General features: G+C 64.1%; 22 protein-coding genes. 7 read left to right on the forward strand and 15 right to left on the reverse strand.

Annotated features, from left to right (window positions below; genetic code table 11):
- Positions 1–24: 24 nt before the first annotated feature.
- The 8 genes from EB231_RS09120 to phnG are packed head-to-tail and all read right to left on the reverse strand — an operon-like array spanning position 25 to position 5621.
- Complete coding sequence (locus EB231_RS09120) at positions 25–642, reverse strand: DapH/DapD/GlmU-related protein (protein WP_172348516.1); 618 nt, start codon at positions 640–642, stop codon at positions 25–27.
- A complete protein-coding gene (gene phnL, locus EB231_RS09125; RefSeq protein ID WP_172348517.1) occupies positions 639–1346 on the reverse strand; it encodes a phosphonate C-P lyase system protein PhnL in 708 nt (235 codons plus the stop codon). Before phnL ends, EB231_RS09120 begins: the two co-directional genes overlap by 4 nt.
- Before the next feature lie 2 nt (positions 1347–1348).
- Positions 1349–2125 carry a phosphonate C-P lyase system protein PhnK gene (phnK, locus tag EB231_RS09130; protein ID WP_013892928.1) on the reverse strand — a complete coding sequence of 259 codons (777 nt, stop codon included), beginning with the start codon at positions 2123–2125 and terminating at the stop codon, positions 1349–1351.
- A complete protein-coding gene (locus tag EB231_RS09135; RefSeq protein WP_172348518.1) occupies positions 2122–3021 on the reverse strand; it encodes an alpha-D-ribose 1-methylphosphonate 5-phosphate C-P-lyase PhnJ in 900 nt (299 codons plus the stop codon). Before EB231_RS09135 ends, phnK begins: the two co-directional genes overlap by 4 nt.
- Positions 3018–3437, reverse strand: coding sequence for a FosX/FosE/FosI family fosfomycin resistance hydrolase (gene fosX / locus EB231_RS09140; protein WP_172348519.1), 420 nt, complete (start codon positions 3435–3437; stop codon positions 3018–3020). Before fosX ends, EB231_RS09135 begins: the two co-directional genes overlap by 4 nt.
- Positions 3434–4546: a carbon-phosphorus lyase complex subunit PhnI gene (locus EB231_RS09145; protein WP_172348520.1), complete on the reverse strand. Its 1113-nt coding sequence runs from the start codon at positions 4544–4546 to the stop codon at positions 3434–3436. Before EB231_RS09145 ends, fosX begins: the two co-directional genes overlap by 4 nt.
- A gap of 2 nt (positions 4547–4548) precedes the next feature.
- Positions 4549–5160: a phosphonate C-P lyase system protein PhnH gene (gene phnH, locus EB231_RS09150; RefSeq protein WP_172348521.1), complete on the reverse strand. Its 612-nt coding sequence runs from the start codon at positions 5158–5160 to the stop codon at positions 4549–4551.
- Complete coding sequence (phnG, locus tag EB231_RS09155) at positions 5160–5621, reverse strand: phosphonate C-P lyase system protein PhnG (protein ID WP_172348522.1); 462 nt, start codon at positions 5619–5621, stop codon at positions 5160–5162. Before phnG ends, phnH begins: the two co-directional genes overlap by 1 nt.
- A gap of 121 nt (positions 5622–5742) precedes the next feature.
- Here phnG and phnF point away from each other — a divergent pair, with 121 nt between their 5' ends.
- Positions 5743–6492 carry a phosphonate metabolism transcriptional regulator PhnF gene (phnF, locus tag EB231_RS09160; protein ID WP_172348523.1) on the forward strand — a complete coding sequence of 250 codons (750 nt, stop codon included), beginning with the start codon at positions 5743–5745 and terminating at the stop codon, positions 6490–6492.
- 15 nt (positions 6493–6507) lie between these two features.
- On the opposite strand, the gene EB231_RS09165 is transcribed toward phnF, so the two are convergent.
- The 6 genes from EB231_RS09165 to EB231_RS09190 form a co-directional block, all read right to left on the reverse strand.
- A complete protein-coding gene (locus EB231_RS09165) occupies positions 6508–7524 on the reverse strand; it encodes a zinc-binding alcohol dehydrogenase family protein (RefSeq protein ID WP_172348524.1) in 1017 nt (338 codons plus the stop codon).
- A gap of 72 nt (positions 7525–7596) precedes the next feature.
- Positions 7597–8562 (reverse strand): ABC transporter permease, encoded by a 966-nt coding sequence (locus EB231_RS09170; RefSeq protein ID WP_172348525.1) that lies wholly within the window; start codon positions 8560–8562, stop codon positions 7597–7599.
- Positions 8559–10112 carry a sugar ABC transporter ATP-binding protein gene (locus tag EB231_RS09175; protein WP_172348526.1) on the reverse strand — a complete coding sequence of 518 codons (1554 nt, stop codon included), beginning with the start codon at positions 10110–10112 and terminating at the stop codon, positions 8559–8561. The genes EB231_RS09170 and EB231_RS09175 overlap by 4 nt, the downstream gene beginning before the upstream one ends.
- A gap of 161 nt (positions 10113–10273) precedes the next feature.
- A complete protein-coding gene (locus tag EB231_RS09180) occupies positions 10274–11266 on the reverse strand; it encodes an ABC transporter substrate-binding protein (protein ID WP_172348527.1) in 993 nt (330 codons plus the stop codon).
- A 342-nt stretch (positions 11267–11608) separates the two neighbouring features.
- Positions 11609–12607 carry an aldo/keto reductase gene (locus tag EB231_RS09185; RefSeq protein ID WP_172348528.1) on the reverse strand — a complete coding sequence of 333 codons (999 nt, stop codon included), beginning with the start codon at positions 12605–12607 and terminating at the stop codon, positions 11609–11611.
- Positions 12608–12668: 61 nt separating this feature from the next.
- Positions 12669–14174, reverse strand: coding sequence for a UxaA family hydrolase (locus tag EB231_RS09190; RefSeq protein ID WP_172348529.1), 1506 nt, complete (start codon positions 14172–14174; stop codon positions 12669–12671).
- A gap of 253 nt (positions 14175–14427) precedes the next feature.
- Here EB231_RS09190 and EB231_RS09195 point away from each other — a divergent pair, with 253 nt between their 5' ends.
- The 6 genes from EB231_RS09195 to gndA all read left to right on the forward strand — a co-directional run bounded on the left by EB231_RS09195 (position 14428) and on the right by gndA (position 20297).
- Positions 14428–15330 (forward strand): GntR family transcriptional regulator, encoded by a 903-nt coding sequence (locus EB231_RS09195; protein WP_172348530.1) that lies wholly within the window; start codon positions 14428–14430, stop codon positions 15328–15330.
- A gap of 118 nt (positions 15331–15448) precedes the next feature.
- Complete coding sequence (locus EB231_RS09200; RefSeq protein WP_172348531.1) at positions 15449–15805, forward strand: DUF2946 family protein; 357 nt, start codon at positions 15449–15451, stop codon at positions 15803–15805.
- A gap of 97 nt (positions 15806–15902) precedes the next feature.
- A complete protein-coding gene (locus EB231_RS09205; RefSeq protein WP_172348532.1) occupies positions 15903–16445 on the forward strand; it encodes a copper chaperone PCu(A)C in 543 nt (180 codons plus the stop codon).
- Between the two features lie 39 nt (positions 16446–16484).
- Positions 16485–17003 carry a YcnI family copper-binding membrane protein gene (locus EB231_RS09210; RefSeq protein ID WP_172348533.1) on the forward strand — a complete coding sequence of 173 codons (519 nt, stop codon included), beginning with the start codon at positions 16485–16487 and terminating at the stop codon, positions 17001–17003.
- A gap of 77 nt (positions 17004–17080) precedes the next feature.
- Positions 17081–18688, forward strand: coding sequence for a copper resistance CopC/CopD family protein (locus EB231_RS09215; protein WP_445299314.1), 1608 nt, complete (start codon positions 17081–17083; stop codon positions 18686–18688).
- 181 nt (positions 18689–18869) lie between these two features.
- Positions 18870–20297: an NADP-dependent phosphogluconate dehydrogenase gene (gene gndA / locus EB231_RS09220; protein WP_172348535.1), complete on the forward strand. Its 1428-nt coding sequence runs from the start codon at positions 18870–18872 to the stop codon at positions 20295–20297.
- Between the two features lie 58 nt (positions 20298–20355).
- Here gndA and EB231_RS09225 read toward each other — a convergent pair whose 3' ends face one another.
- The gene (locus EB231_RS09225) at positions 20356–21399 is read right to left on the reverse strand and encodes a LacI family transcriptional regulator (RefSeq protein WP_172348536.1); all 1044 of its coding nucleotides are present in this window, start codon (positions 21397–21399) and stop codon (positions 20356–20358) included.
- Positions 21400–21500: the final 101 nt, after the last annotated feature.

Raw genomic sequence — 21500 nt, forward strand, 5'->3', positions numbered from 1 at the left:
ATGACGATGATGTGAGGGATTCACCTACCCCTCGTATTTCTCCAGGAACGCTTCGGCCGACAGCTCGCGGAAATCGTCGAGCGACGCGCGCAGCCTGGCGTGGTCCCAGTCCCACCAGGCAAGCGCCTGGTAGCGTTCGGCGGTGCGGCGGTCGAAGCGCTCGCGGATCGGTTTTGCCGGCACGCCGGCGACGATGGTGTAGGGCGCGACATCCTTGGAAACCACCGCGCCGGCGCCAACCGCCGCGCCATCGCCGACGGTAATGCCGGGCAGGACGGTCGAGCCATGGCCGAGCCATGTGTCGTGGCCGATGGTGACGCGCTTGGCGCGGCGCTCAGCGAAGAATTCGCTCTCATGCTCGGCGTCATCCCAATAGTCGGAGGCGCGGTAGGTGAAGTGGTGCAGCGTCGGTCGCCAGGTCGGGTGATTGGTGGCGTTGAGGCGCACGGCGGCGGCTATGTTGGCGAACTTGCCGATCGTCGCGCACCAGACGGCGCAATCCTGCATCATGTAGGAATAGTCGCCGAGCTCGCTTTCCGAAACCCGGCTGCGGTCGGCGATCTCGGTCCAGCGGCCAAGGGTCGAGTTGTGCACCTCCGCCGTCGGGTGGACCAGCGGCGTTTCCGACAATTTCCTGGTCATGCGGCGAGTTTTCCGGGAGCAAAGGCGGTGACGTCGATGATGTGGTCGGCAACCGCCTCGCGCACATCGTGATCGTGGAAGATGCCGAGCAGGGCGACATCCGCCGCCTTCTTGGCGGCGATGAGTTCGATCACCACGTCGCGGTTGGTGGCATCGAGCGAGGCGGTCGGTTCATCGAGCAGCAGGATCGGGTGCTCGGTGATGAAGCCGCGCGCGATGTTGACGCGCTGCTGCTCGCCGCCTGAGAAGGTCGCCGGCGGCAAAGCCCAGAGTTTTTCCGGCAAATTGAGCTGCGCCAACAGTGCGCGCGCCTTGCGCCTGGCCGCCTCGCGCTCCTCGCCGCGTTCGACCAGCGGCTCGGCGACGACATCGAGAGCCGAGACGCGCGGCACGGTGCGCAGGAACTGGCTGACATAGCCGATCGTTTGCCGGCGAACGGCAAGCACGGTGCGCGGGCTGGCATGGGCGAGATCGATCAGCCCGTCCTCGTGCCTGACGATGATCTGGCCTTCGTCGACGGCGTAGTTGCCGTAGAGCATTTTCAGGATCGAGCTCTTGCCGGCACCGGACGGGCCGCCAAGTACGGTGCATTCGCCGGCCTTGATCGAGAACGAGACACCGGAAACGACAGGCAGTTTGATGCCGTCGCGCAGATGCATGGTGAAGCTCTTGGCGACGTCGGAGACAACGAGGGGCGTCGGCATGTTTACACCTGCAGGATGGAAGAAACGAGGAGCTGCGTATAGGGCGCGCGGGGATCGTCGAGCACGCGGTCGGTGAGCCCGCTTTCGACGACGCGGCCGTCTTTCATCACCATCATGCGCTGCGACAGCAGGCGTGCCACCGCGAGGTCGTGGGTGACGACGATGGCCGCGAGACCAAGATCGGTGACCAGTCCGCGCAAGAGATCAAGCAGGCGCGCCTGCACCGAGACATCGAGGCCGCCGGTCGGCTCATCCATGAACACCAGCCGTGGCCCGGTGACGAGGTTGCGGGCGATCTGCAGGCGCTGGCGCATGCCGCCGGAAAAGGCGCGGGGCTCGTCGTCGATGCGGTCTTGCTCGATCTCGACGCGCGACAGCCAGTCGACGGCCGTGGCGCGGATCTTGCCATAATGGCGGTCGCCCACCGCCATCAGCCGCTCACCAACATTGGCACCGGCCGACACGGTCATGCGCAGGCCGTCGGCGGGGTTCTGGTGGACGAAGCCCCAGTCGGTGCGCATCAGGAAGCGGCGCTCGGCCTCGCTCATCCTGTAAAGCTCACGGAACTGGCCGTCGCGCATGCGGTAGCTGGCGGTGCCGGAAGAGGGCAGCAGCCGCGTCGACAGGCAGTTGAGCAGCGTCGTCTTGCCGGAGCCGGATTCGCCTACGACAGCCAGGACCTCGCCCGGCCACAGGTCGAAGGAGACGTTGTCGCAGCCGACACGCGAGCCGTAGAATTTGGAGAGCGCCGAGACGCGCAGCAACGGTTCGTCGGTCATTGGGCCGGCTCCATTTTTTCCGAGGCATGAAGGACATCGGGGGCAAGGTGGCCGCGATGGCCATCGGCCCGCCGCTTCTCGCAGTGGTCGGTGTCGGAGCAGACGAACATGTGGCCGCCATGGTCATCGAGGATGACCTCATCGAGATAGACATTCTCGGCCGCGCAAAGCGCGCAGGGCTGGTCGAAGGTCTGCACTTCGAACGGATGATCCTCGAAGTCGAGGCTGACGACTTCGGTGAAGGGCGGCACCGCGTAGATGCGCTTCTCGCGGCCGGCGCCGAACAACTGCAAGGCCGGCGAGCGGTGCATCTTTGGATTGTCGAATTTCGGTGTCGGCGAGGGATCCATCACATAGCGGCCCTCGACCTTCACCGGATAAGCATAGGTGGTGGCGATGCGGCCGTGCTTGGCGATGTCCTCATAGAGCTTCACATGCATGAGGCCATATTCCTCCAGCGCATGCATCTTGCGCGTTTCGGTCTCGCGCGGCTCGAGGAAGCGCAGCGGTTCCGGGATCGGCACCTGGTAGACCAGCACCTGGCCGGCGGTGAGCGGGTGTTCGGGAATGCGGTGGCGGGTCTGGATGATGGTGGCGCTGGCGGTGTCGGTGGTGACAGCGACATTGGCGACCTTCTTGAAGAAGGCGCGGATCGACACCGCGTTGGTGGTGTCGTCGGCGCCCTGGTCGATGACCTTCAGCACGTCATCTGGGCCGATGATCGAGGCAGTGACCTGGACGCCGCCGGTGCCCCAGCCATAGGGCATCGGCATTTCGCGCGAAGCGAACGGTACCTGATAGCCGGGGATGGCGATGCCCTTGAGGATTGCCCGGCGGATCATCCTTTTGGTCTGCTCGTCGAGATAGGCGAAGTTGTAGCTGGCGATGTCGGTCATGATGCTACCTCCAATCCCTTGGCATAGCGCTTCAGCCGGTCCGCAAGCGTGCCGGTGTGCAGTTCGAACATGTGGTTGTCGTCGTCGTAGAAATAGATCGAGCGGCCTTCACCCTCGACGCGCGGACGGGGCGGGCGCATGTCGAGGCCTAGCTTGGCGACACGCTCGGTGTAGCGGTCGAAATCGCCGTCATCGATCTTGAAGGCGATGTGGTTGTAGCTGCGCTCAGGCAGCGCCTCGCCTTCCATGATGGCGATCCAGATGTCGCCGATCAGGAAGAATTTTTCGCGCGACAGCGAGAACTGTTCGGCGTTGCTGGCATAGACCTCGCGCGCGTCGAAGATGCCCTCGAGGATGGCGCTCATCCGGTCGAGATCGCGGACGATGAAGGTCATGTGGGACAGGCCTTCGATCATTCCGCGGCCTCCCGCTTTTCGTCCACCTTTGTGGGGTGCTCCCGGGCCTCGTACTCGGCGCGCATGCGACGCACGAGGTCGAGTTCGGCCTGGAAGTCGACATAGTGCGGCAGCTTCAAATGCTCGACGAAACCGGTCGCCTGGACATTGTCGGAGTGCGAGATGACGAACTCCTCGTCCTGGGCGGCGGCGACAATGTCCTCGCCGAGTTCGGAGGCACGCAGAGCCCGGTCGCAGAGAGCCATGGCCATCGCCTTGCGCTCGCTCTGGCCGAACACGAGGCCGTAGCCGCGGGTGAATTGCGGCGGCGCCTTGGCCGATCCCTTGAACTGATTGACCATCTGGCATTCGGTGACCCGCACCGTACCGAGCGGCGCGGCGAAGGGTAGTTCGGGAACGTCCAACTCCAGCTCGACCTCGCCGATACGGATCTCGCCGACGAAGGGATGGTTGCGGGCATAGCCGCGCTGGGTGGAATAGCCGAGCGCCAAGAGAAAACCCTCGTCACCGCGCGATAGCGCCTGCAGGCGGATATCGCGCGCCATCGGGAATTCCAGAGGCTCGCGGGTGATGTCTCCGGGGACATGATCCTGCGGCATCTCGCCATCCGGTTCGATCAGGCCTTCGCGGGCGAGGATCGCCGAGACGCGCGGCATGGCCTGCGCCTCCGTCTCGCGCTGCAACGGCTCGGCGACATCGGCACCGGCGGCAAGCTCGGGATCGAGCAGACGGTGGGTGTAGTCGAAGGTCGGGCCAAGCAGCTGGCCGCCGGGCAGGTCCTTGTAGGTTGCCGACACACGCCGTTCGACCCGCATCGCGCTGGTGTCGATCGGTCTGGAATAGCCGAAGCGCGGCAGCGTGGTGCGATAGGCACGCACCAGGAAGATCGCCTCGATCATGTCGCCGCGCGCCTGGACGATGGCGAGCGCCGCCAGTTCACGGTCATAGAGCGAGCCTTCGCTCATCACCCGATCGACGCCGAGCGACAGCTGCTCGACGATCTGGTCGAGGCGCAGGGCGGGCACCGAACGGTCGCCGCGCCGGCGGTCGGCGAGAAGGTTGTGGGCATTGGCGATTGCGGCCTCGCCGCCCTTTACCGCGACATACATGTTCAAGCCTCCATCATCTTGATACGTGTCGTGCGCGGAAGGCAGGCTATGCCTTGCGATGTGGCGAGGATGATGTCGACGCCGCGCGGAAAGCGCTTGTTGTTCTGCTTCCACTGCTCGATGAAATGACGCGGCATCTGTGCCGGCGCGATCACGGCGCTGGTTTCGATGCCGGGGCCTTCGAGCAGCAGTGGAGCGCCTGAGGTCAGGTCGCTGACTTGCAGGATCAGCGTGGTCGACCTGTCGGGATAGTCCTGCGTTCCTTGCGCAAAACCGTCGAGCGCCATCATCTCGGCCGGAGTGGCGACAAAGGCGAAATGCGCGTCGGGGGGTGTGTTGGCGAGCGGCGCGCCGGTGTGGAAACCAAGCCAGGAGCCGATCGCGGCGGAGGTGTGCAGGGCTGGGTCGAGCCAGAGCGGCGTGTCGTTGTCGCACAGCGCCAGTGCCACCGCGCCTGACGTTGCCGAGAGCGGCGCCGGCGGTCGGGCCAGGGCCGGCAAAGGCTGCACGCTGCCTGGCCGCGCCATCGCATCCATGATTGCGCGGAACACGGTCTGGGCGTTGAAGACGGGATCGGCGAAGCCGCCCTCGATCGATTGTGCTTGGATATCCATCAGTCTTCTCCGCGAACCATGGTGAAGAAATCCACCTTCGTTGCCGCCGTCTCGGCGCGGCGTTTTTCGTTGGCAGCGGCAAGCGCCGACCGCAGAGGCGCGATCAGCCTGGTCTCGACTTCGGCGCGGCTGGCAGGGTCTTGCCACAGCGCGTCGGCTATTGCCGCCAGCTTTGCCTTCTGCTTGTCGCGACCAAGCGCGTAACAATGGCCGACCTGACCGGACGACAACCGGACGGTGGCGCGGGTGACGGTCGCCTCGCCGACATTGAATGGCGCGCCGCCGCCGCCGATACGGCCGCGCAGCGTCACCAGCCCGGTCTCGGGGCCACGCAGCAGTTCGGCTTGCGAAGGCAGGCCGGCCTCGTTCCAGAGCCGGACGATGTCGTCGCCGCTCGATTGCGCCAAAGTCGCCATGGCGGCCTTGCGTTCGGCCTGGTCGCGGGCTTCCTGTCCTCGCATCAGCAGCATTCCTCTTTGCCAAATTTGTCTATTGATATAGACAACTATACAAATTATACATATTACCTAACGCGAGTCCATGACGCGTGGATGACAGGCGATGGAAGGCGGGGGCAAATTCATGATCGGACGACAGGAAGCCGACAGTATCGAACGGCGCAGCGGCGTCTCGCTGTGGCGTCAGATCGCCGACAGAATCCTGCAGGCGATCGCCACCGGCGATTTCGCCGAGAATACCGCGCTGCCGCCGGAGGTGGCGCTCGCCGAGCGCTATGGCGTCAACCGTCACACGGTGCGCAGCGCCATATCGGCGCTTGTGCAGGAAGGCGTGCTGCGGGCCGAGCAGGGGCGCGGCACCTTCGTCTTGTCGCGCAAGCGGCTGTCCTATCCGATCGGCGCGCGCACACGCTTTTCGACAGGCCTGCAAGGGCAGACGTCGGAACGGCATATCGTGCTGCTCGCCTCATCGGTTGAGCCGGCCAGCCAGCGTGTCGCCGAGGGGCTTGGCCTGGCCAGGGGGGCTGAGGTGATCAGGTTGGAAACCCGGGGCGAAGCCGATGGACGGCCGGTGTCGCGCGCTGCCGGATGGTTCGAGGCCAAGCGCTTTGCCGGCATCGACAAGGCGATGGCTGACACCGGCTCGATCACCGCGTCGCTGGCTCGTTTCGGCATAGACGACTATCTCCGCCAATCGACCATGCTGTCGGCGCGCCACGCCGATGCGGCCGACCTAGCCGACCTCGATCTGCAGCCCGGCGCCATCGTGCTGGTGACGGTCGCCGTCAACGTCACGCCAGACGGCCAGCCGATCCAGTTTTCGGAATCGCGCTTTCCGGCGGAACGGGTGGAACTGAAACTGTCGGCGCTGTGAGTCGGCGGCGGCCGGCTACCCCACCTCGATCACAGCCTTGATCAGGCCGGATTTTTCATGTGCCCAGCGGGCGAGATCGCGCGGCGTATCGGCAAGCGATGTGCGGTGGGTGACGAGCTTGGCCAGTGGCACGGCGCCGTTGCGGATCGAGGCGGCTACATGGTCGAAGTCGGCGCGCAGCGCATTGCGGCTGCCGATCAATGTCATTTCACGTTTGTGGAATTCGGGGTCGGAAAAGACGATGTCGTCCTTGACGACGCTGACCAGCACCAGTGTGCCGCCATGGGCGACATGAGCGAAGGCCGACTGCACCGATTGGGTGTTGCCGGTGGCGTCGAAGACCACATCGAAGCCTTCGCCTGATGTCGCCTCCCTGACCAGATCCGAGACTGGGCCACGTGACCCGTCAAGAGCCTGGAAGCCAAGTTCGTTTTCGGCGAAGGCCAGCCTTTCACTGCTCATGTCGAGCAGTGTTACGTCGAGCCCGGCTATGCGGGCGAAGATGGCGGTGCCGAGGCCGATCGGGCCAGCGCCGATGACCAACGTGCGGGCACCGGTCTCGCCCCGCGCACGCCGCACGGCATGCGCGCCGATGGCGAGGAACTCGACGGCGGCGGCATCGGCCAACGACAGGCCGTTTGCCGGATAGAGATTCTGCGCCGGGACCAGGATGCGTTCGCACATGGCGCCGTCGCGATGGACTCCGAGCACCTCGATCCTGACGCAGCAATTGGGCTTGCCGTGCCGGCAGGCGATGCACTTGCCGCAGGACAGATAGGGGTTGATGACGACCGGCTCGCCAACGGCAAGCCCGACACCTCCGCCGGTCTCGACGATCGTTCCCGACACTTCGTGGCCCATGATGCGGGGATAGGCCAGGAACGGATGCTTGCCTTCGAAAATGTGGTAGTCGGTGCCGCAGATGCCGACATGGCTGACCGCGACCAGCGCCCAGCCGGCGGGCGGGGCGCCAGGCGCCGGGCGGTCTTCCAGGACAAGCTCGCCGGGCGAGCGGCAGACGACGGCTTTCATGTTTCAATCCAGTCCTTAATGGAATCGCCGGCCCGGCGGTCAAGTCGGGCCGGCGATCGATTGCGGGTCGGTCTACTTGCCGCGGCGGCGCAGCCCGTCGAAGTAGACGATGATGATGATCAGCGCGCCGGTGATGATGCGCTGCCAGAACGAGTTGACGTTGAGCAGGTTGGCGCCGTTGTTGATGGTGGCGAGGATGAAGGCGCCGAGCAGCGGGCCGTGCACCGAACCGACGGCGCCGAACAGCGAAGTGCCGCCGATGACCGACGAAGCGATCGCCTGCAGTTCCCAGCCCTCGGCCTGGGTCGGGTTGCCGATGCCTATGCGGGCGGCAAGCAGCACGCCGACGAAGGCCGCGCACAGGCCCGACAGCGTGTAGGCCATGTAGATTGTGCGCTGGACGTTGACGCCGGACAGGCGCGAGGCTTCGGCGTTCGAGCCGACCGAGAAGAGATACCGGCCCCAGCGGCTGTGATGAAGGAAGATGTAGGCTGGGATCCCGACCAGGATGACCATCCAGAACAGATTGGGGATGCCGATGAAGGAATTGCGCGAGAAGGCGGTGAATGTGTCGCTGTTGATGTTGATCGAATTGCCGTTGGTCATCAAAAGGCCGATGCCGCGCAGCGAAGTCAGCGTCGCCAGCGTGATGATGAAGGGCGGCAGGCCCATCTTGACGATGCCGAAGCCGTGAAACATGCCGATGGCGACACCGACCAGCAGTGTCACCAGAATGGCGAGCCAGATCGGGAAGCCGGCATTGATCATCATCGCGACGACGACGGTGGCGAAGCCGACTACCGCGCCGACCGAAAGATCGATGCCGCCGGTGATGATGACGAAGGTCTGGCCGACCGCCATGATGGCGATCATCGAGCCTTGGCGCAGAAGATTGGCGATGTTGTTGCCCGAAGCGAAGCTTGGCGTCGCCAGCGAAAGGACGATCCAGAGCAGCACCAGCAGCGCCAGCAGCGTCAGTCCGAACAGGACGTTGTAGTTGCGCTTCGGTTTTTCGGCGGGGATCGCCTCGATGCTCATGTCTGTCCTCCCAGTTTTTCTTGTTTCTCAGCGAGCGCCTGCGTGAGAATGTCCTCGTGACTGGCGGTGTGGAACCCATGCGTGGCCACCAGCTTGCCGCGCCGGAACACGTGCAGCGTGTCGGCCAGTTCGTAGACCTCCGGCAAATAGGACGAGATCAGGATGATGCCCGCTCCCTTCGACAGCAACTCGCCGAACAGGCGGTAGATCTCGGCCTTGGTGCCGACATCGACGCCGACGGTCGGTTCGTCGAAGATGAACAGCTTGGCGCCATGCGCCAGCCATTTGCCGATGACGATCTTCTGCTGGTTGCCGCCGGAAAGGCTGGACGCCAGCGCGCCGCGTGTCGGCGTCTTGATCCGGAGGCCGGCGATCTGGCGGTCGGCCTCGGCTTTCTCCTTTGTGTTGGAGATCAAAAAATTGCTGGAGATGCGCTTGTAGATCGGCAGGTTGAGATTGAGGCCGACCGGCAGATTGAGGCAAAGACCCTGGTCGCGGCGGCTTTCCGGCGCCAGCGCCATGCCGAGCTTGATCGCGTCATGCTCGGAGTTGACCTGAACCGGCTTGCCTTCCCACAGAATCTCGCCCGCCGACTTGCGGTGGCGGCCGTAAAGCGTGGTGACGAACTCGCTGCGGCCGGCGCCGATCAGGCCATAGAGCCCGATGATCTCGCCGGCGCGGACCGTCATCGAGACATTTTCGAAGCCTTTGCCCGACAGGTTCCTGGTCTCGACGATTGCAGCGCCGGGGGTGAAATGCTCCTTATGATAGACCTGCTCGATCGAGCGGTTGATCATCATCTTGACCAGTTCCGCGTCGTTGGTCTCGGCAATGTTCCTGGTGCCGACCAGCGTGCCGTCGCGCAGCACGGAGACGCGATCGGCGAGCTCGAACACCTCCTCCATGCGATGGCTGATGTAGATGATGGTCACGCCTTCGCCCTTCAGCCGGCGGATCAGGGTGAAGAGCTGGTCGGCCTCCTTGCGGGTGAGGTAAGCGGTCGGCTCGTCGAAGATCAGGAATTTCGTGCCGCGCACGGTGGCGCGGGCGGCGGCGATCAGCTGCTGCTGGCCGATGGTGAGGTCGCCGAGCACGACATGCGCCGGCAGATCGAAGCCGAGATCGTCGATGATCTTCTGCGCTTCCCTGACCATGGCGCGCTGCTGCAGGATGCCGAAACGTGAATTCTCCTCGCCGAGGAACATGTTGGCGGCGACCGTCAAATGACGGCAGAGCACGACCTCTTGATGCACGGCGTTGATGCCGAGCGCCATCGCCTCATGCGGGGTGGCGAGCGCGGCCGGTTTGCCTTCCCAGAAGACATCGCCTGAGGTGCGCGGCATGACGCCGGTCAGAAGTTTGATGAGCGTTGATTTGCCGGCGCCGTTCTCGCCGACGATGGCGTGGATCTCACCGGACTTGAAAGCGAGATTGACCGGCTTCAGCGCGTGCGTGCCGGGATAGCGCTTCTCCAGCCCGCGCAATTCGAGGATCGTCCGCCCTGGTTCCAGCGCGGGGGCGGGATGCAGGTCCTGCGCCGTCGAAATCATGACAATCCTCCCAGATTGGCCTCACGATTGGCAGGCGGCGAGGCAAGGACATGCGCCCTGAAAAACAGCCTAGCCTAAGCTTGCGTGTTGCCAAGCCGTTTGTGCCGGCAGTGGATGTTTCCGGGGCGCGAAGCCCCGGAAACGATGGTGGATACGACGGCTCAGAGCTTCGGGTTGAGCAGCGCGTCGATCTTGGGATCTTTCATGTTGGCCTTGGTCACCAGATTGGCGCCGGTGTCGACATTGGCTTCGACCTTCTCGCCCTTGGAGGCTGCGAGTGCGGTCTTGATGCCGTCATAGCCCATCCGGTACGGATCCTGGACGACGAGGGCGGAAATGACGCCGTCGTTGAGGAACTTAATCAGCTTCTCATCGCTGTCGAAACCGACCAGCGCCAGCTTGCCGCCAAGGTTGTTCTCGGCGACAGCCTGACCGACGCCCTGCGCCATGATCAGGTTGGAGGCGAAAATGCCCTTGAGGTTCGGGTTGGCGGTGATCAGGTCGGTGGCGATGTTGAGGCCGGTGGTGGCCTGGCCATCGGCATATTTATCGGCGACCAGCTTCAGGCCAGGATACTTTGCCTTGAGCTGCTCGGTGAAGCCCTGCTTGCGCTGTTCGAGCGAGCCGGCGCCGGGAGCGTTGGTGATCAGGGCGACATCGCCCTCGATCTTGCCGCCATTGGCGGCACCGATCGCGGCCGCGAGGCCGTCGGCGGCAACGCGACCGCCCTGCACGTTGTCGGTGGTCAGGAACGAAGTGAAGGCCTTGGAGTCGGCGCCGGAGTCGATGCCGATAACCTTGACCTTGGCGGCGGCTTCGTCGATCGGCTTGCCCAGCGCCTTGAACTCGGTGGGCGCAATCACGATGGCGGCCGGGTTGCTGGCGACGGCGTTCTCGAGGATCGAGACCTGGCCGTTGACGTCGGTTTCAGCCTGGGCGCCGAGTTCCGGCACATTGACGCCGAGATCCTTGCCGGCCTTGCGGGCGCCGGCCAGAACGATCTGCCAGTAGAAGGACGTGGTGTCCTTGACGATGATCGGAATGGTCACGTCCGCCGCCGAAACCGGCGCCGAATGCATGACGCCGGCGAGCATCGAAGCTGCTGCCAGCGCCATGACGGCGCGGCGGTTGAGAATGCTGGTCACGAATTTCATTAGGATTCCTCCCTAAGTCGCCCGGTGAACGTTACGGAAAGCTCCGTTCGGATAGGCGCGGCCCAAACAGAACTTTATCAATAAAAAACATTTACGCTGTTTTGATAGTGCATCGATCTGGACGATGCAAGCGGTGTTTCGCGCCTGCTTGCCATCGTCGGCGGAGACACATTCGCACGCTGCTCCTCCCAAGATGCAGCCAGAAGCTCCCGTTTCGTTCTGTAGAACCATGGAATATTAATTCCATGGTTTAGTCAATATGGAATATCCATTCTCTCGGAGATGTCGCGGATTTGTGAAGTTGGAGCCCGCCATCAAGGGCACGTCTGCAAGATGCCGCCTTCATCCCAGCTTCTGCACCACCGTGTAGGGACGATATTTCTGGTATTCCGCCTCCGGCACGTCGATGTCGAGCAGTCCGAGGTTGCGTGTCAGGTTTGCCAGTTTGGCGGTACCCGTAAGCACGGTGGCGACCGTCGGCTCGTGCAGGGGGAACTGGAAGGCGGCGGCCGCCAGCGGATAACCGCCTTCGCCGGCGATCTTCTCCATGGCGTCGACACGGTCGAGCATATCGCGGCTGGCGGGCTCGTAGTCGAAATGCGCGCCTTGCACCGGTCCGGTCGCCAATATGCCGGAGTTGAAAACACCGCCGATCACCAGCGACGTCCGCTGCGCCCGGCACAGCGGCAGCAATTCCGCTTCCGCGCTGCGGTCGAGCAGGGAATAGCGGCTCGCGAGCAGGATGCAGTCGAGCGGCGCCCGGCGCATCACGTCAAGGCAGATCTGGACTTCGTTGACGCCGAGTCCATAGGCGGAAATCGTGCCGGCCCGCTTCAATTCCTCGAGCGCCTTGAGCCCGCCGTCCATCAGTTGGCGAAAGTGCAGTTTGGTCTTCTCGACGCCATGTGTGTAGACGCCGATGTCGTGGACATACAGGATATCGATCTTGTTCAGGCCAAGCCGCGCGTAGCTGAAGTCGACCGACCGCATGATGCCGTCATAGGAATAGTCGTAGTCGAGCGCGAACGGCAGTGGATCGACATAGGAGTGATCGGGAACCTGATCTTCAGGCACCGGGTGGAGCAGGCGTCCGACCTTGGTGGACAGCACGTAGGAATCGCGCGGCTTGTAGCGCAGGAAATCTCCGAAGCGTCGCTCCGACAGGCCGAAACCATAGAAGGGCGCGGTGTCGAAATAGCGCAAGCCGGCCTCCCAGGCGCCTTGCAGCGTCTCCATCGCCGCCTCGCGCGAACAGGTGCGGTAGAGGCCACCGATCGCGGCGCCGCCGAAGCTGACCTCTGTGACTTCGAGCGCTGTCTGGCCGACGCGACGTTTTTCCATGCAAGCCCTCCCCGTTGCCGGCCGCTGTCCCGCCCGGCAGTCTACCACATGTCAGGTGAATTCAGAGCGTCGCGCCGAGATGCCAGGGCACGAACTCGTTGTCGCCATAGCCAAAATCCTCGCTCTTGGTCTTGCGGCCCGAAGCCGTCTCGACGATCAGTTCGAAGATCTCGCGGCCCATGCCGGCGATGGTCTTTTCGCCCGAGGCGATGACGCCGCAATTGACGTCCATGTCCTCTTCCATCTGGTGATACATGGTGGAGTTGGTGGCGACCTTGATCGAAGGCGTCGGCCGGCAGCCGAAGCAGGAACCGCGACCAGTGGTAAAGACGATGACATTGGCGCCGCCCGCGACCTGGCCGGTGGCCGAGACCGGGTCGTAGCCGGGAGTGTCCATGAATACCAGTCCGTTGCCGGTGACCTTTTCGGCATAGCCGAATACGCCGTTGAGCGGCGTCTGGCCGCCCTTGGCGACCGCGCCCAGCGACTTTTCCAGGATGGTGGTGAGGCCGCCGCGCTTGTTGCCGGGCGAAGGGTTGTTGTCGATCGAGGCGCCATGCTTGGCGACATGATCTTCCCACCACTTTACATAGCCATCGAGCTTCTTGGCGATTTCTGGCGTCGCCGCGCGATAGGCGAGCAGATGCTCGGCGCCGTAGATTTCCGTGGTCTCGGAGAGGATGCCGATGCCCCCGACGCCGGCCAGTATGTCCACGGCGGCACCCAGCGCCGGATTGGCCGTGATGCCCGACATGCCGTCGGAGCCGCCGCATTGCAGGCCGACGACGATCTCGCTGACCGGGATCGGCTCGCGCTTCAACTGGCCGACTTCCTCGGCGATCTCGGCCAGCACGCCCATCGCCTTTTCCACCGATTTGCGCGATCCGCCGGCGTCCTGGATGTTGAAATGGCGTTTGCCGGCGGCCACACCCTTCTGGCCGTAAAGGGTGAGCTGGTTGACCTCGCAGCCGAGGCCGACCATCAGCACGCCGCCGAAATTCGGGTGGCGTGCATAGCCGGCGAGCGTGCGGTGCAGCACCATCATGCCGTCGCCGGTGCCGCTCATGCCGCAGCCCTGGCCGTGGACGATGGGCACAAAGCCGTCAATGCCGGGATATTTCGGCAGCAAGGTCCGGTTGGCTGTGTCGGCGATGGAATGACAGACGGTGGCCGAACAATTCACGCTGGCGATGATGCCGATGAAGTTTCGCGTGCCGGCGCGGCCGTCGGCACGGCGGTAGCCCATGAAGGTGCGAGCGCGATCGGTCTCGGTCGCGTGCTCGGCCTCGCTCGGCGGCACCACCGGCAAACGGCCGGCCTCGAAAACCAGATTGTGCGAATGGACATGCTCGCCGGGCGCGATGTCCTGCGTGGCGCGGCCGATCGCCTGGGCATATTTCACCACGGCTTCACCGGCGGCAATCGGCTTGATCGCGACCTTGTGGCCGGGCTCGATGACGGCGGTGGCAAGCGCGCCGCCCGGCAGGGCGGTGCCGATCTCGATGCGGCCATTGGCAACGGCGACATTGTCGGCGGGTGACAGAAGGATGGTGTTCGACACGTTCACGGGCGGTTTCCTGGGTGATCCTGGGATGCGCGGATTGACACGCGCCTGTTAAGAGTTAATGTCTTTTATCGTGAAAAAACAGTTTTGCGTCAATTGTTTTTTCGCGGCGGTACCGGGTGCTCCAGGGCAAATGGTGGTGCCGCAGACAATGGACCGGACCCCGCGAAAGCGATTCCTGCTTTTCAGGGTCATGGGAACGTCATATTGCGCTTCAAGCCGGCCGCCGCAAGCGCTGGCATGAATGGGTCAGGGGATGTCGAAGAGCAATAACGTCTACAAGGACGCCTACAACAGGTGCCTCAGGCTGATTGACGAGACGCGCAGCCTGCCGTCGGAGCCGGAACTGGGCGCGCTGCTCGGGGTCAGCCGCACCACCGTGCGAAGCATCCTGGCGCGCATGGAGGAAACCGGGCTGATCGCCTGGAACAAGCGCGCCAAGACGGTGCTGCGGGACCCGGGCCCCGGCGATTTCTTTCCCGAGGAAGAGACCGACACGCTGGCCGAGATCATCGAGCGATCGTTCATGCGGCGGCTGCTCGCCGGCGGCGCCGAAGCCGGCATGCAGATCAACGAGCTCGAACTGGCGCGCGAGATCGGCGTCGGCACGACCAGCGTGCGCGAGTTCCTGATCCGCTTCTCGCGCTTCGGCCTGATCGAGAAGCGCCGCAACAGCCATTGGGTGCTGAAGGGCTTTACGCGGGCCTTCGCGCTGGAGCTGACTGAAATCCGCGAAATGTTCGAGTTGCGCTCGGCGGCTGCCTTCGCGGCTTTGCCGCAGGACAGTCCGGTCTGGGCCGATCTAGACCGCCTGGAGGACGAACATCGCCAACTGGCACGCGAGATTGCCACGCGCTTCAACGAGTTTTCGGAACTGGACGAGCGCTTCCACCGGCTGATCCACCGCGCCTCGCGCAACCGCTTCATCGTCGATTTCTACGACGTCATCGCCATGATCTTCCATTACCACTACCAGTGGAACAAGGCGCAGGAGCGCGAGCGCAATGAAGTCGCGGTCGGTGAGCATCTTGCCTATATCGAGGCGCTCAAGTCGCGCGATCTCGGCAAGGTCGACGCCGCCTGCCGCAAGCACCTGAAGTCGGCGCGCCAGACATTGCTGACCTCGATTCCGGAAAGCAGACCCGTGCAAAAGTCCTGAGCCGCGTTGCCGCAGCATCGAATTGGTGATTTTCGCCCTGCCGCTCCCATGATAGGTATCCTTCCAGGAATTGCTTGAAGAGGCAGATGGCTTGAACCGCCGGGGGAGACGCTGGAGCATGCCGGTCGCGCTTGTCGCGGCCTACCTGCTGCTGCTCCAGTCGACGCTCGGCGCGTTCGCCTTCGGCACCGGCCCGAATGCCGCGCAACTCGACGCTTTCGGCAACGTCATCTGTACCCACGACGGCGCCACCCAGCTTCCCGGCGGTGACCAGCACCCGTCGCATCTGCCGGCCTGCTGCACACTTGGCTGCGGCATGTTTTCATCGGCCTTCGCGCCGCCGCCCGATGCCGGACTGGCCCTGGGCAGCCTTTCTTTTGAAGCGGTCGCCTTCGTCTTTCCGGCGAGCATTCATCTCGATTTCGCGCGCGAACGCTCGCCGTCGAACCCGCGAGCGCCGCCGCTGGCGGCTTGAGCCTTTTTGCCCGGCGGAACCTTTCGCGGGCGCACCCATCCAAAGACCGAATAGCTCGCGACCGGCAACGGCGCGATCATCACTTCATGGAGCAACCATGTCCGATTTTTCCCCCATAGCGGCGGGCACTCCGTTCAGCCGCATTCTGTCCCACGTCAACGAGCGTCTCGGCGCTGTCGCGCTGGCGTTTGCGCTCATGCTCGTCGGCGCCCAGTCAGTCTTGGCGCATGAGTTCAAGGTCGGCGATCTCGAGATCGAGCACCCTTGGTCGCGCGCCACGCCGGCGGGCGCCAAGGTGGCCGGCGGCTATTTCACCATCATCAACAATGGCAGCACGCCGGACCGGCTGCTGTCGATTTCCTCCGACGTTTCCGAAAAGGCCGAACTGCACGAGATGGGCGTTAAGGACGGCGTCATGACCATGCGCCCGGTTTCCGGCGGCTTGGAGGTCCCCGCGGGCGGCAAGGTGGCGCTGGCGCCGGGCGGCTATCATTTGATGTTCATCGGCCTGAAGCGGCAACCCAAGCAAGGCGAAAAATTCGCCGTCACGCTGACCTTCGAGAAGGCCGGTACAGTCAATATCGAGTTCGCCGTCGAAGGCATGGGTGAGATGGGCGGCATGGACGACCACGCCAATTGATCGCGCCAATCTGCAAATTTTGAAATCTGAGGGACCATCATGAACAAGTATTTTTTGTCGGCCGCAGCGCTTCTGGTGTTGGGGACAAATGCCGCCTTCGCGCACATCACGCTCGAAACCCAGGAGGCGCCCGTCGGCTCGACCTACAAGGCAGTGTTGCGCGTGCCGCATGGCTGCGACGGCAAGGCGACGACCGCCGTGCGCGTGCAGATTCCGGAAGGGGTGATCGCGGTGAAGCCGATGCCGAAGGCGGGCTGGACGCTGCAGACCAAGAAGGGCAAATATGAAAAATCCTACCAGCTCTATGGTCAGGCGGTGAGCGACGGCGTCAAGGAAGTCGACTGGAGCGGCGGCAATCTGCCGGATGAATTCTACGACGAGTTCGTCTTCCGCGCGACGCTGACGGCGGATCTGCCCGTTGGCCAGAAGCTCTATTTCCCCGTGGTGCAGGAATGCGACGGCGCCGCTGACCGCTGGATCGAGATCCCGGCGGCAGGGCAGGATGAAGATGCGCTGGAGAACCCGGCGCCCGGCATCAAGCTCACGCCAAAGAAATAGTTTTTCTCCCTGGCGCGCTCTGCTTGCCGGAGCGCGCCGCATCCCCGTGGCATGGCATGACCGCAACATCCTCTCGAATGGTCGATACCACCAGCAAGTTCGTCGGCTGGATTGCCGGCGGGCTGCTGGCCCTGCTCATGGCGCTCATCGTCATCACCTCGACCAGTCAGGCCTTTGCCCATGCGGCGCTGATCAAGACCGACCCGTCCGACGGGGCGGTCCTGGCGCAGACTCCGAAGCAATTCTCGCTAACCTTCAGCGAGCCGGTTTCGCCCCTGGTACTGACCCTGGTAAAGCCCGACGGCACGCCTGTCCCGCTGACATCCTTCCGGCTCAGCGATCAGACGGTCGAGATCGACAATCCGCAAGCGCTCAAAACCGGCACGCATGTGCTGAGCTGGCGCGTCATCTCCGCCGATGGTCATCCGGTCGGCGGTTCGCTGCTGTTTTCCATTGGCGCGCCAAGCGAGCCGCCGGCCGCGTCCGAAGCCGTCGACTGGCCGCTGCGGTCGGCGATCTGGATCGGCAAGGTCTTTCTCTACACCGGCCTCTTCTTCGGCGTCGGTGGCGCGTTCGCCCTTGCCTGGCTGGCTGGCGAGGGACGCGCCGGTCAACGCTTTGTTGCGGCCGCGATCCTGTGCGGGCTGATGGCGGCACCCTTGTCGCTCGGCTTTCAGGGGCTCGATGCGCTAGGAGCGCCGCTTTCCCATCTGGCACAGCCGGTGATCTGGCGGACCGGGCTCGGCACCAGCTTCGGCTGGACGGTGCTGGTCGCCCTGATCGCGCTGGGACTCGGTCTGCTGTCGCTGGCCGGACCGCGTGTTGCCGCCAAGCCGTTTGGCCTTGCCGGCCTTGCCGGCGTCGGCGTTGCGCTTGCCGCCAGCGGCCACGCCAGCGCGGCCGAGCCGCAATGGCTGACGCGGCCCATGGTGTTTGTGCATGGCGCCGGCATCGCCTTCTGGGCCGGCGCCCTGGTGCCGCTCGGTCTCGCGCTGAAGCGGCAAACGGCCGACGCTTTCCTGCGCCGCTTCTCCTCGGCGATCCTGCCTGTCGTGGCCGTGCTTGCCGCGGCCGGTGTCGTGCTTGCCGTCATCCAGGTGCAGACGCCCTTGGCCTTGATTGGCACTGCCTATGGCCGGCTGCTGCTGGTCAAGCTGGCGCTGCTGGTCTTCCTGTTCACGCTGGCGGCCGTCAATCGCTGGAAACTCACCGCCTCGGCCGAGGCAGGATCCACGGAGGTGCAGCGCAGGCTCACCCGCTCGATCGGCGTCGAAACGCTGATCGTGCTGGCGATCTTCGGCGTTGCCGCGGGCTGGCGCTTCACGCCGCCGCCACGGGCCCTGGCGATCGCGGCGGCGCAGCCGGTTTCGGTCCATATCCATGCCCTGCAGGCGATGGCCGATCTCAGCATCACGCCGGGCCATGCCGGGCCTGTCGCCGCCTCGATGATCATCATGACCGGTGATTTCGGGCCGCTCGACGCCAAGGAAGTGACGCTGGTGCTGTCGAAGCCCGATTCCGGCATCGAATCGCTGAAGCGCGCGGCGACCAAGCCCGGAGACGGCAGCTGGCGTGTCGACAACCTCGTCATACCGGTTCCCGGGCGCTGGACGGTGCGCCTCGACATCCTGGTCTCGGACTTCGAGATCGTGAAGATCGAGGCCCCGGTGGACATCAGGCCGTGATGGTCTATATGGCCGCTTGCGACGCGGTCAGTGTCCTGCTTGCAACACAAATCGGCGAGGCGGTTGACGCGGCCCGAAAGGCCCGTCAATCATCTTGGGAAGAGTGGGCATCTCGGAAAGAGTGGACATCCCACCAAATCGCGGGCTCCAACCAACAAGATCCGAAAGCAGGGAAGAAACGATGGAAAAAGCCGAAATCGGCCTGATCGGCCTTGGCACGATGGGCTCCAACCTGGCGCTCAACATCGCCGAGCACGGGCACCGGATCGCCGTCTTCAACCGCACAAGGGCGCGCACCGACGCCTTCGTCGAAAATGCCGGCGCGCTGAAGGACATGGTCGTTCCCTGCTACAGCCTGGAGGAACTTGCCGCAGCGATCCGGCCGCCGCGTCCGATCATCATCATGGTGCTGGCCGGCAAGCCGGTCGACGAACAGATCGAAGCCCTGCGCGGCGTGCTGTCCAGCAACGACATCGTCATCGACGCCGGCAATGCCAATTTCCGCGATACGATGCGGCGCTTCTCCGAACTGTCCGGCTCGGGCCTGACCTTCATCGGCATGGGCGTGTCCGGCGGCGAGGAGGGCGCGCGCCATGGCCCGTCGATCATGGTCGGTGGCACGGAAGATAGTTGGAAGCGCGTGGAGAAGGTGCTGACCGCCATCTCCGCCAAGTTCAAGGACGAGCCCTGTGCCGCCTGGCTCGGCACTGACGGTGCCGGGCATTTCGTCAAGACCATCCACAACGGCATCGAATATGCCGACATGCAGATGATCGCCGAGATTTACGGCATTCTGCGGGACGGCCTCGGCATGGGGCCGAAGGAGATCGGCACGGTCTTTGAAAACTGGAACAAGGGCCGGCTCAACTCCTACCTGATCGAGATCACCGCCAAGGTACTGGCGGCCGACGATCCCAAGACCGGCAAGCCGGTGGTCGACATCATCCTCGATCGCGCGGGCCAGAAGGGCACCGGCAAATGGTCTGTCATCGAGGCGCAGCAGCTCGGCATTCCGGCGACCGCGATCGAGGCCGCGGTGGCGGCGCGTGTTCTGTCGTCGATCAAGGACGAGCGGCAGGCGGCGGAAAAAGCCTATGGGACTATCGGCGTGGCGAAGATTTCCGGCGACAAGGATGCATTGCTGAAAGACCTCGAACTGGCGCTGTTCGCCGGCAAGATCGCCGCCTATGCGCAGGGTTTTGCCGTGATGAGCGGTGCCTCCAAGGAGTTCAACTGGAACCTGCCGATGCCGACCATCGCCAAGATCTGGCGCGCCGGCTGCATTATCCGCTCGCAGATGCTGGATACGATGGCAGAGGCCTTCAGCAGCGGCGGCGCTTCAACCAACCTTTTGATGGCGCCGGCTTTCATCCGCTTGATGCAGGAGGCGCATCCGTCGCTGCGACGTATCGTGGCAAGGGCTTCCGAAGCCGGCGCGCCGGTGCCGGCGCTGTCTTCCGCGCTTGCCTATTTCGACAGCTATCGCCAGGGCCGCGGCACCTCGAACCTGATCCAGGCGCAGCGCGACTTCTTCGGCGCGCACGGCTTCGAACGCATCGGCGAGCAGGGGGCTTTCCACGGTCCCTGGGGCAGCGGCGCGGCTGGCTGAAACAGGGCCGCCCCGCAAATGGCGGTTTGGCCTGAGCTGATGCTCAGGTCGGGCCAAGTCAGCCGCGATAGGGCAGAACCTCGCTTGGCTTGCTCAGCGTCTGCAATGAGCCGGGCGCGGCGCCTCCGATCCAGCCGAGCACGGCGCGGGCAAGCTCGGAGCCGGCCAGCCGGAAGCTCTCGTTGACGACGAGCAGTTCCCGCCGGAACAGATGCAGCAACTCCGAGGATTGTTTCGACACCACGTCGACGTCGCGGCCGAGCTTGAGGCCGGCATCCTCGATGCCGGCCACGATGGCGAGCGTGGCGGCGGCGGCGCTGCTGACAAAACCGTCCGGCCGGTCCTTGCGCCGCATCAATTGCGCGGTCCGCATCCTGATCTGCTCGATCGATTGATCGATGGAAACGGTGTTGAACGGCACCTCGCTGGCGCCGACTTCACTCAGAGCATCGACGAAGCCGTTCACCGTATGGCCGTAATAGGTGAGGCCAACGGGCGGCGTGACAAGGGCAAGGCGGCTGCGGCCCTTGCCGGCGAGATAGCGCACAGCCTCGTTCGCAAAGGCGTAGTTGTCGAAATCATGATAGGGATGCACCAGCCCCATGTCGGTGCGGCCATGCGTGGCAAAGGGAATGCCGCGCTCCAGCATGTAGCGGGCCCGGGGATCGTTCGGCTGCGTGCGGGAGATGATGACGCCGTCGGCTGAGCCGGTCTCGACCAGATAGCGCACCGGATCCAGCGGATCCTGCGAGCGCGAGTATGGCGTGACGATCAGGTGGTAGGGCGTGTCGGCGATGACCTCGGTCACGCCATAGATGATATCCGAGACGAAGCTCATGAGCTCGTGCTCGGTGTTCAGCACAAGACTGATCACATTGGTCTTGCCGGTTCTGAGCCTGACGCCGGCGCGATTCGGGCGGTAGCCGATCTGCTTGGCGACGAGCTGGACACGCCGCCTGGTCTCGGCGCCGATCTCCGGCGCGTCCTTCAGCGCACGAGACACGGTGGTGACGCCAAGCCCGGTCATGAAGGCGAGCGTCTTCAACGTCGGCCGTTCCTGCGCCGACGCTTCCTCGTTCCTGTCCGTACGTTGTCTGTCCATTCGTCCCGCCCGTCAGGCGCATAGCAGTCGCCGGGCGGCCCGGCAATCTTCGCGATTGCCGCGAAGCACGATTTTCAAGCCCGGCAATGCGTCAATATACT

Source organism: Mesorhizobium sp. NZP2298 (genome assembly GCF_013170825.1).
Taxonomy (GTDB): domain Bacteria; phylum Pseudomonadota; class Alphaproteobacteria; order Rhizobiales; family Rhizobiaceae; genus Mesorhizobium.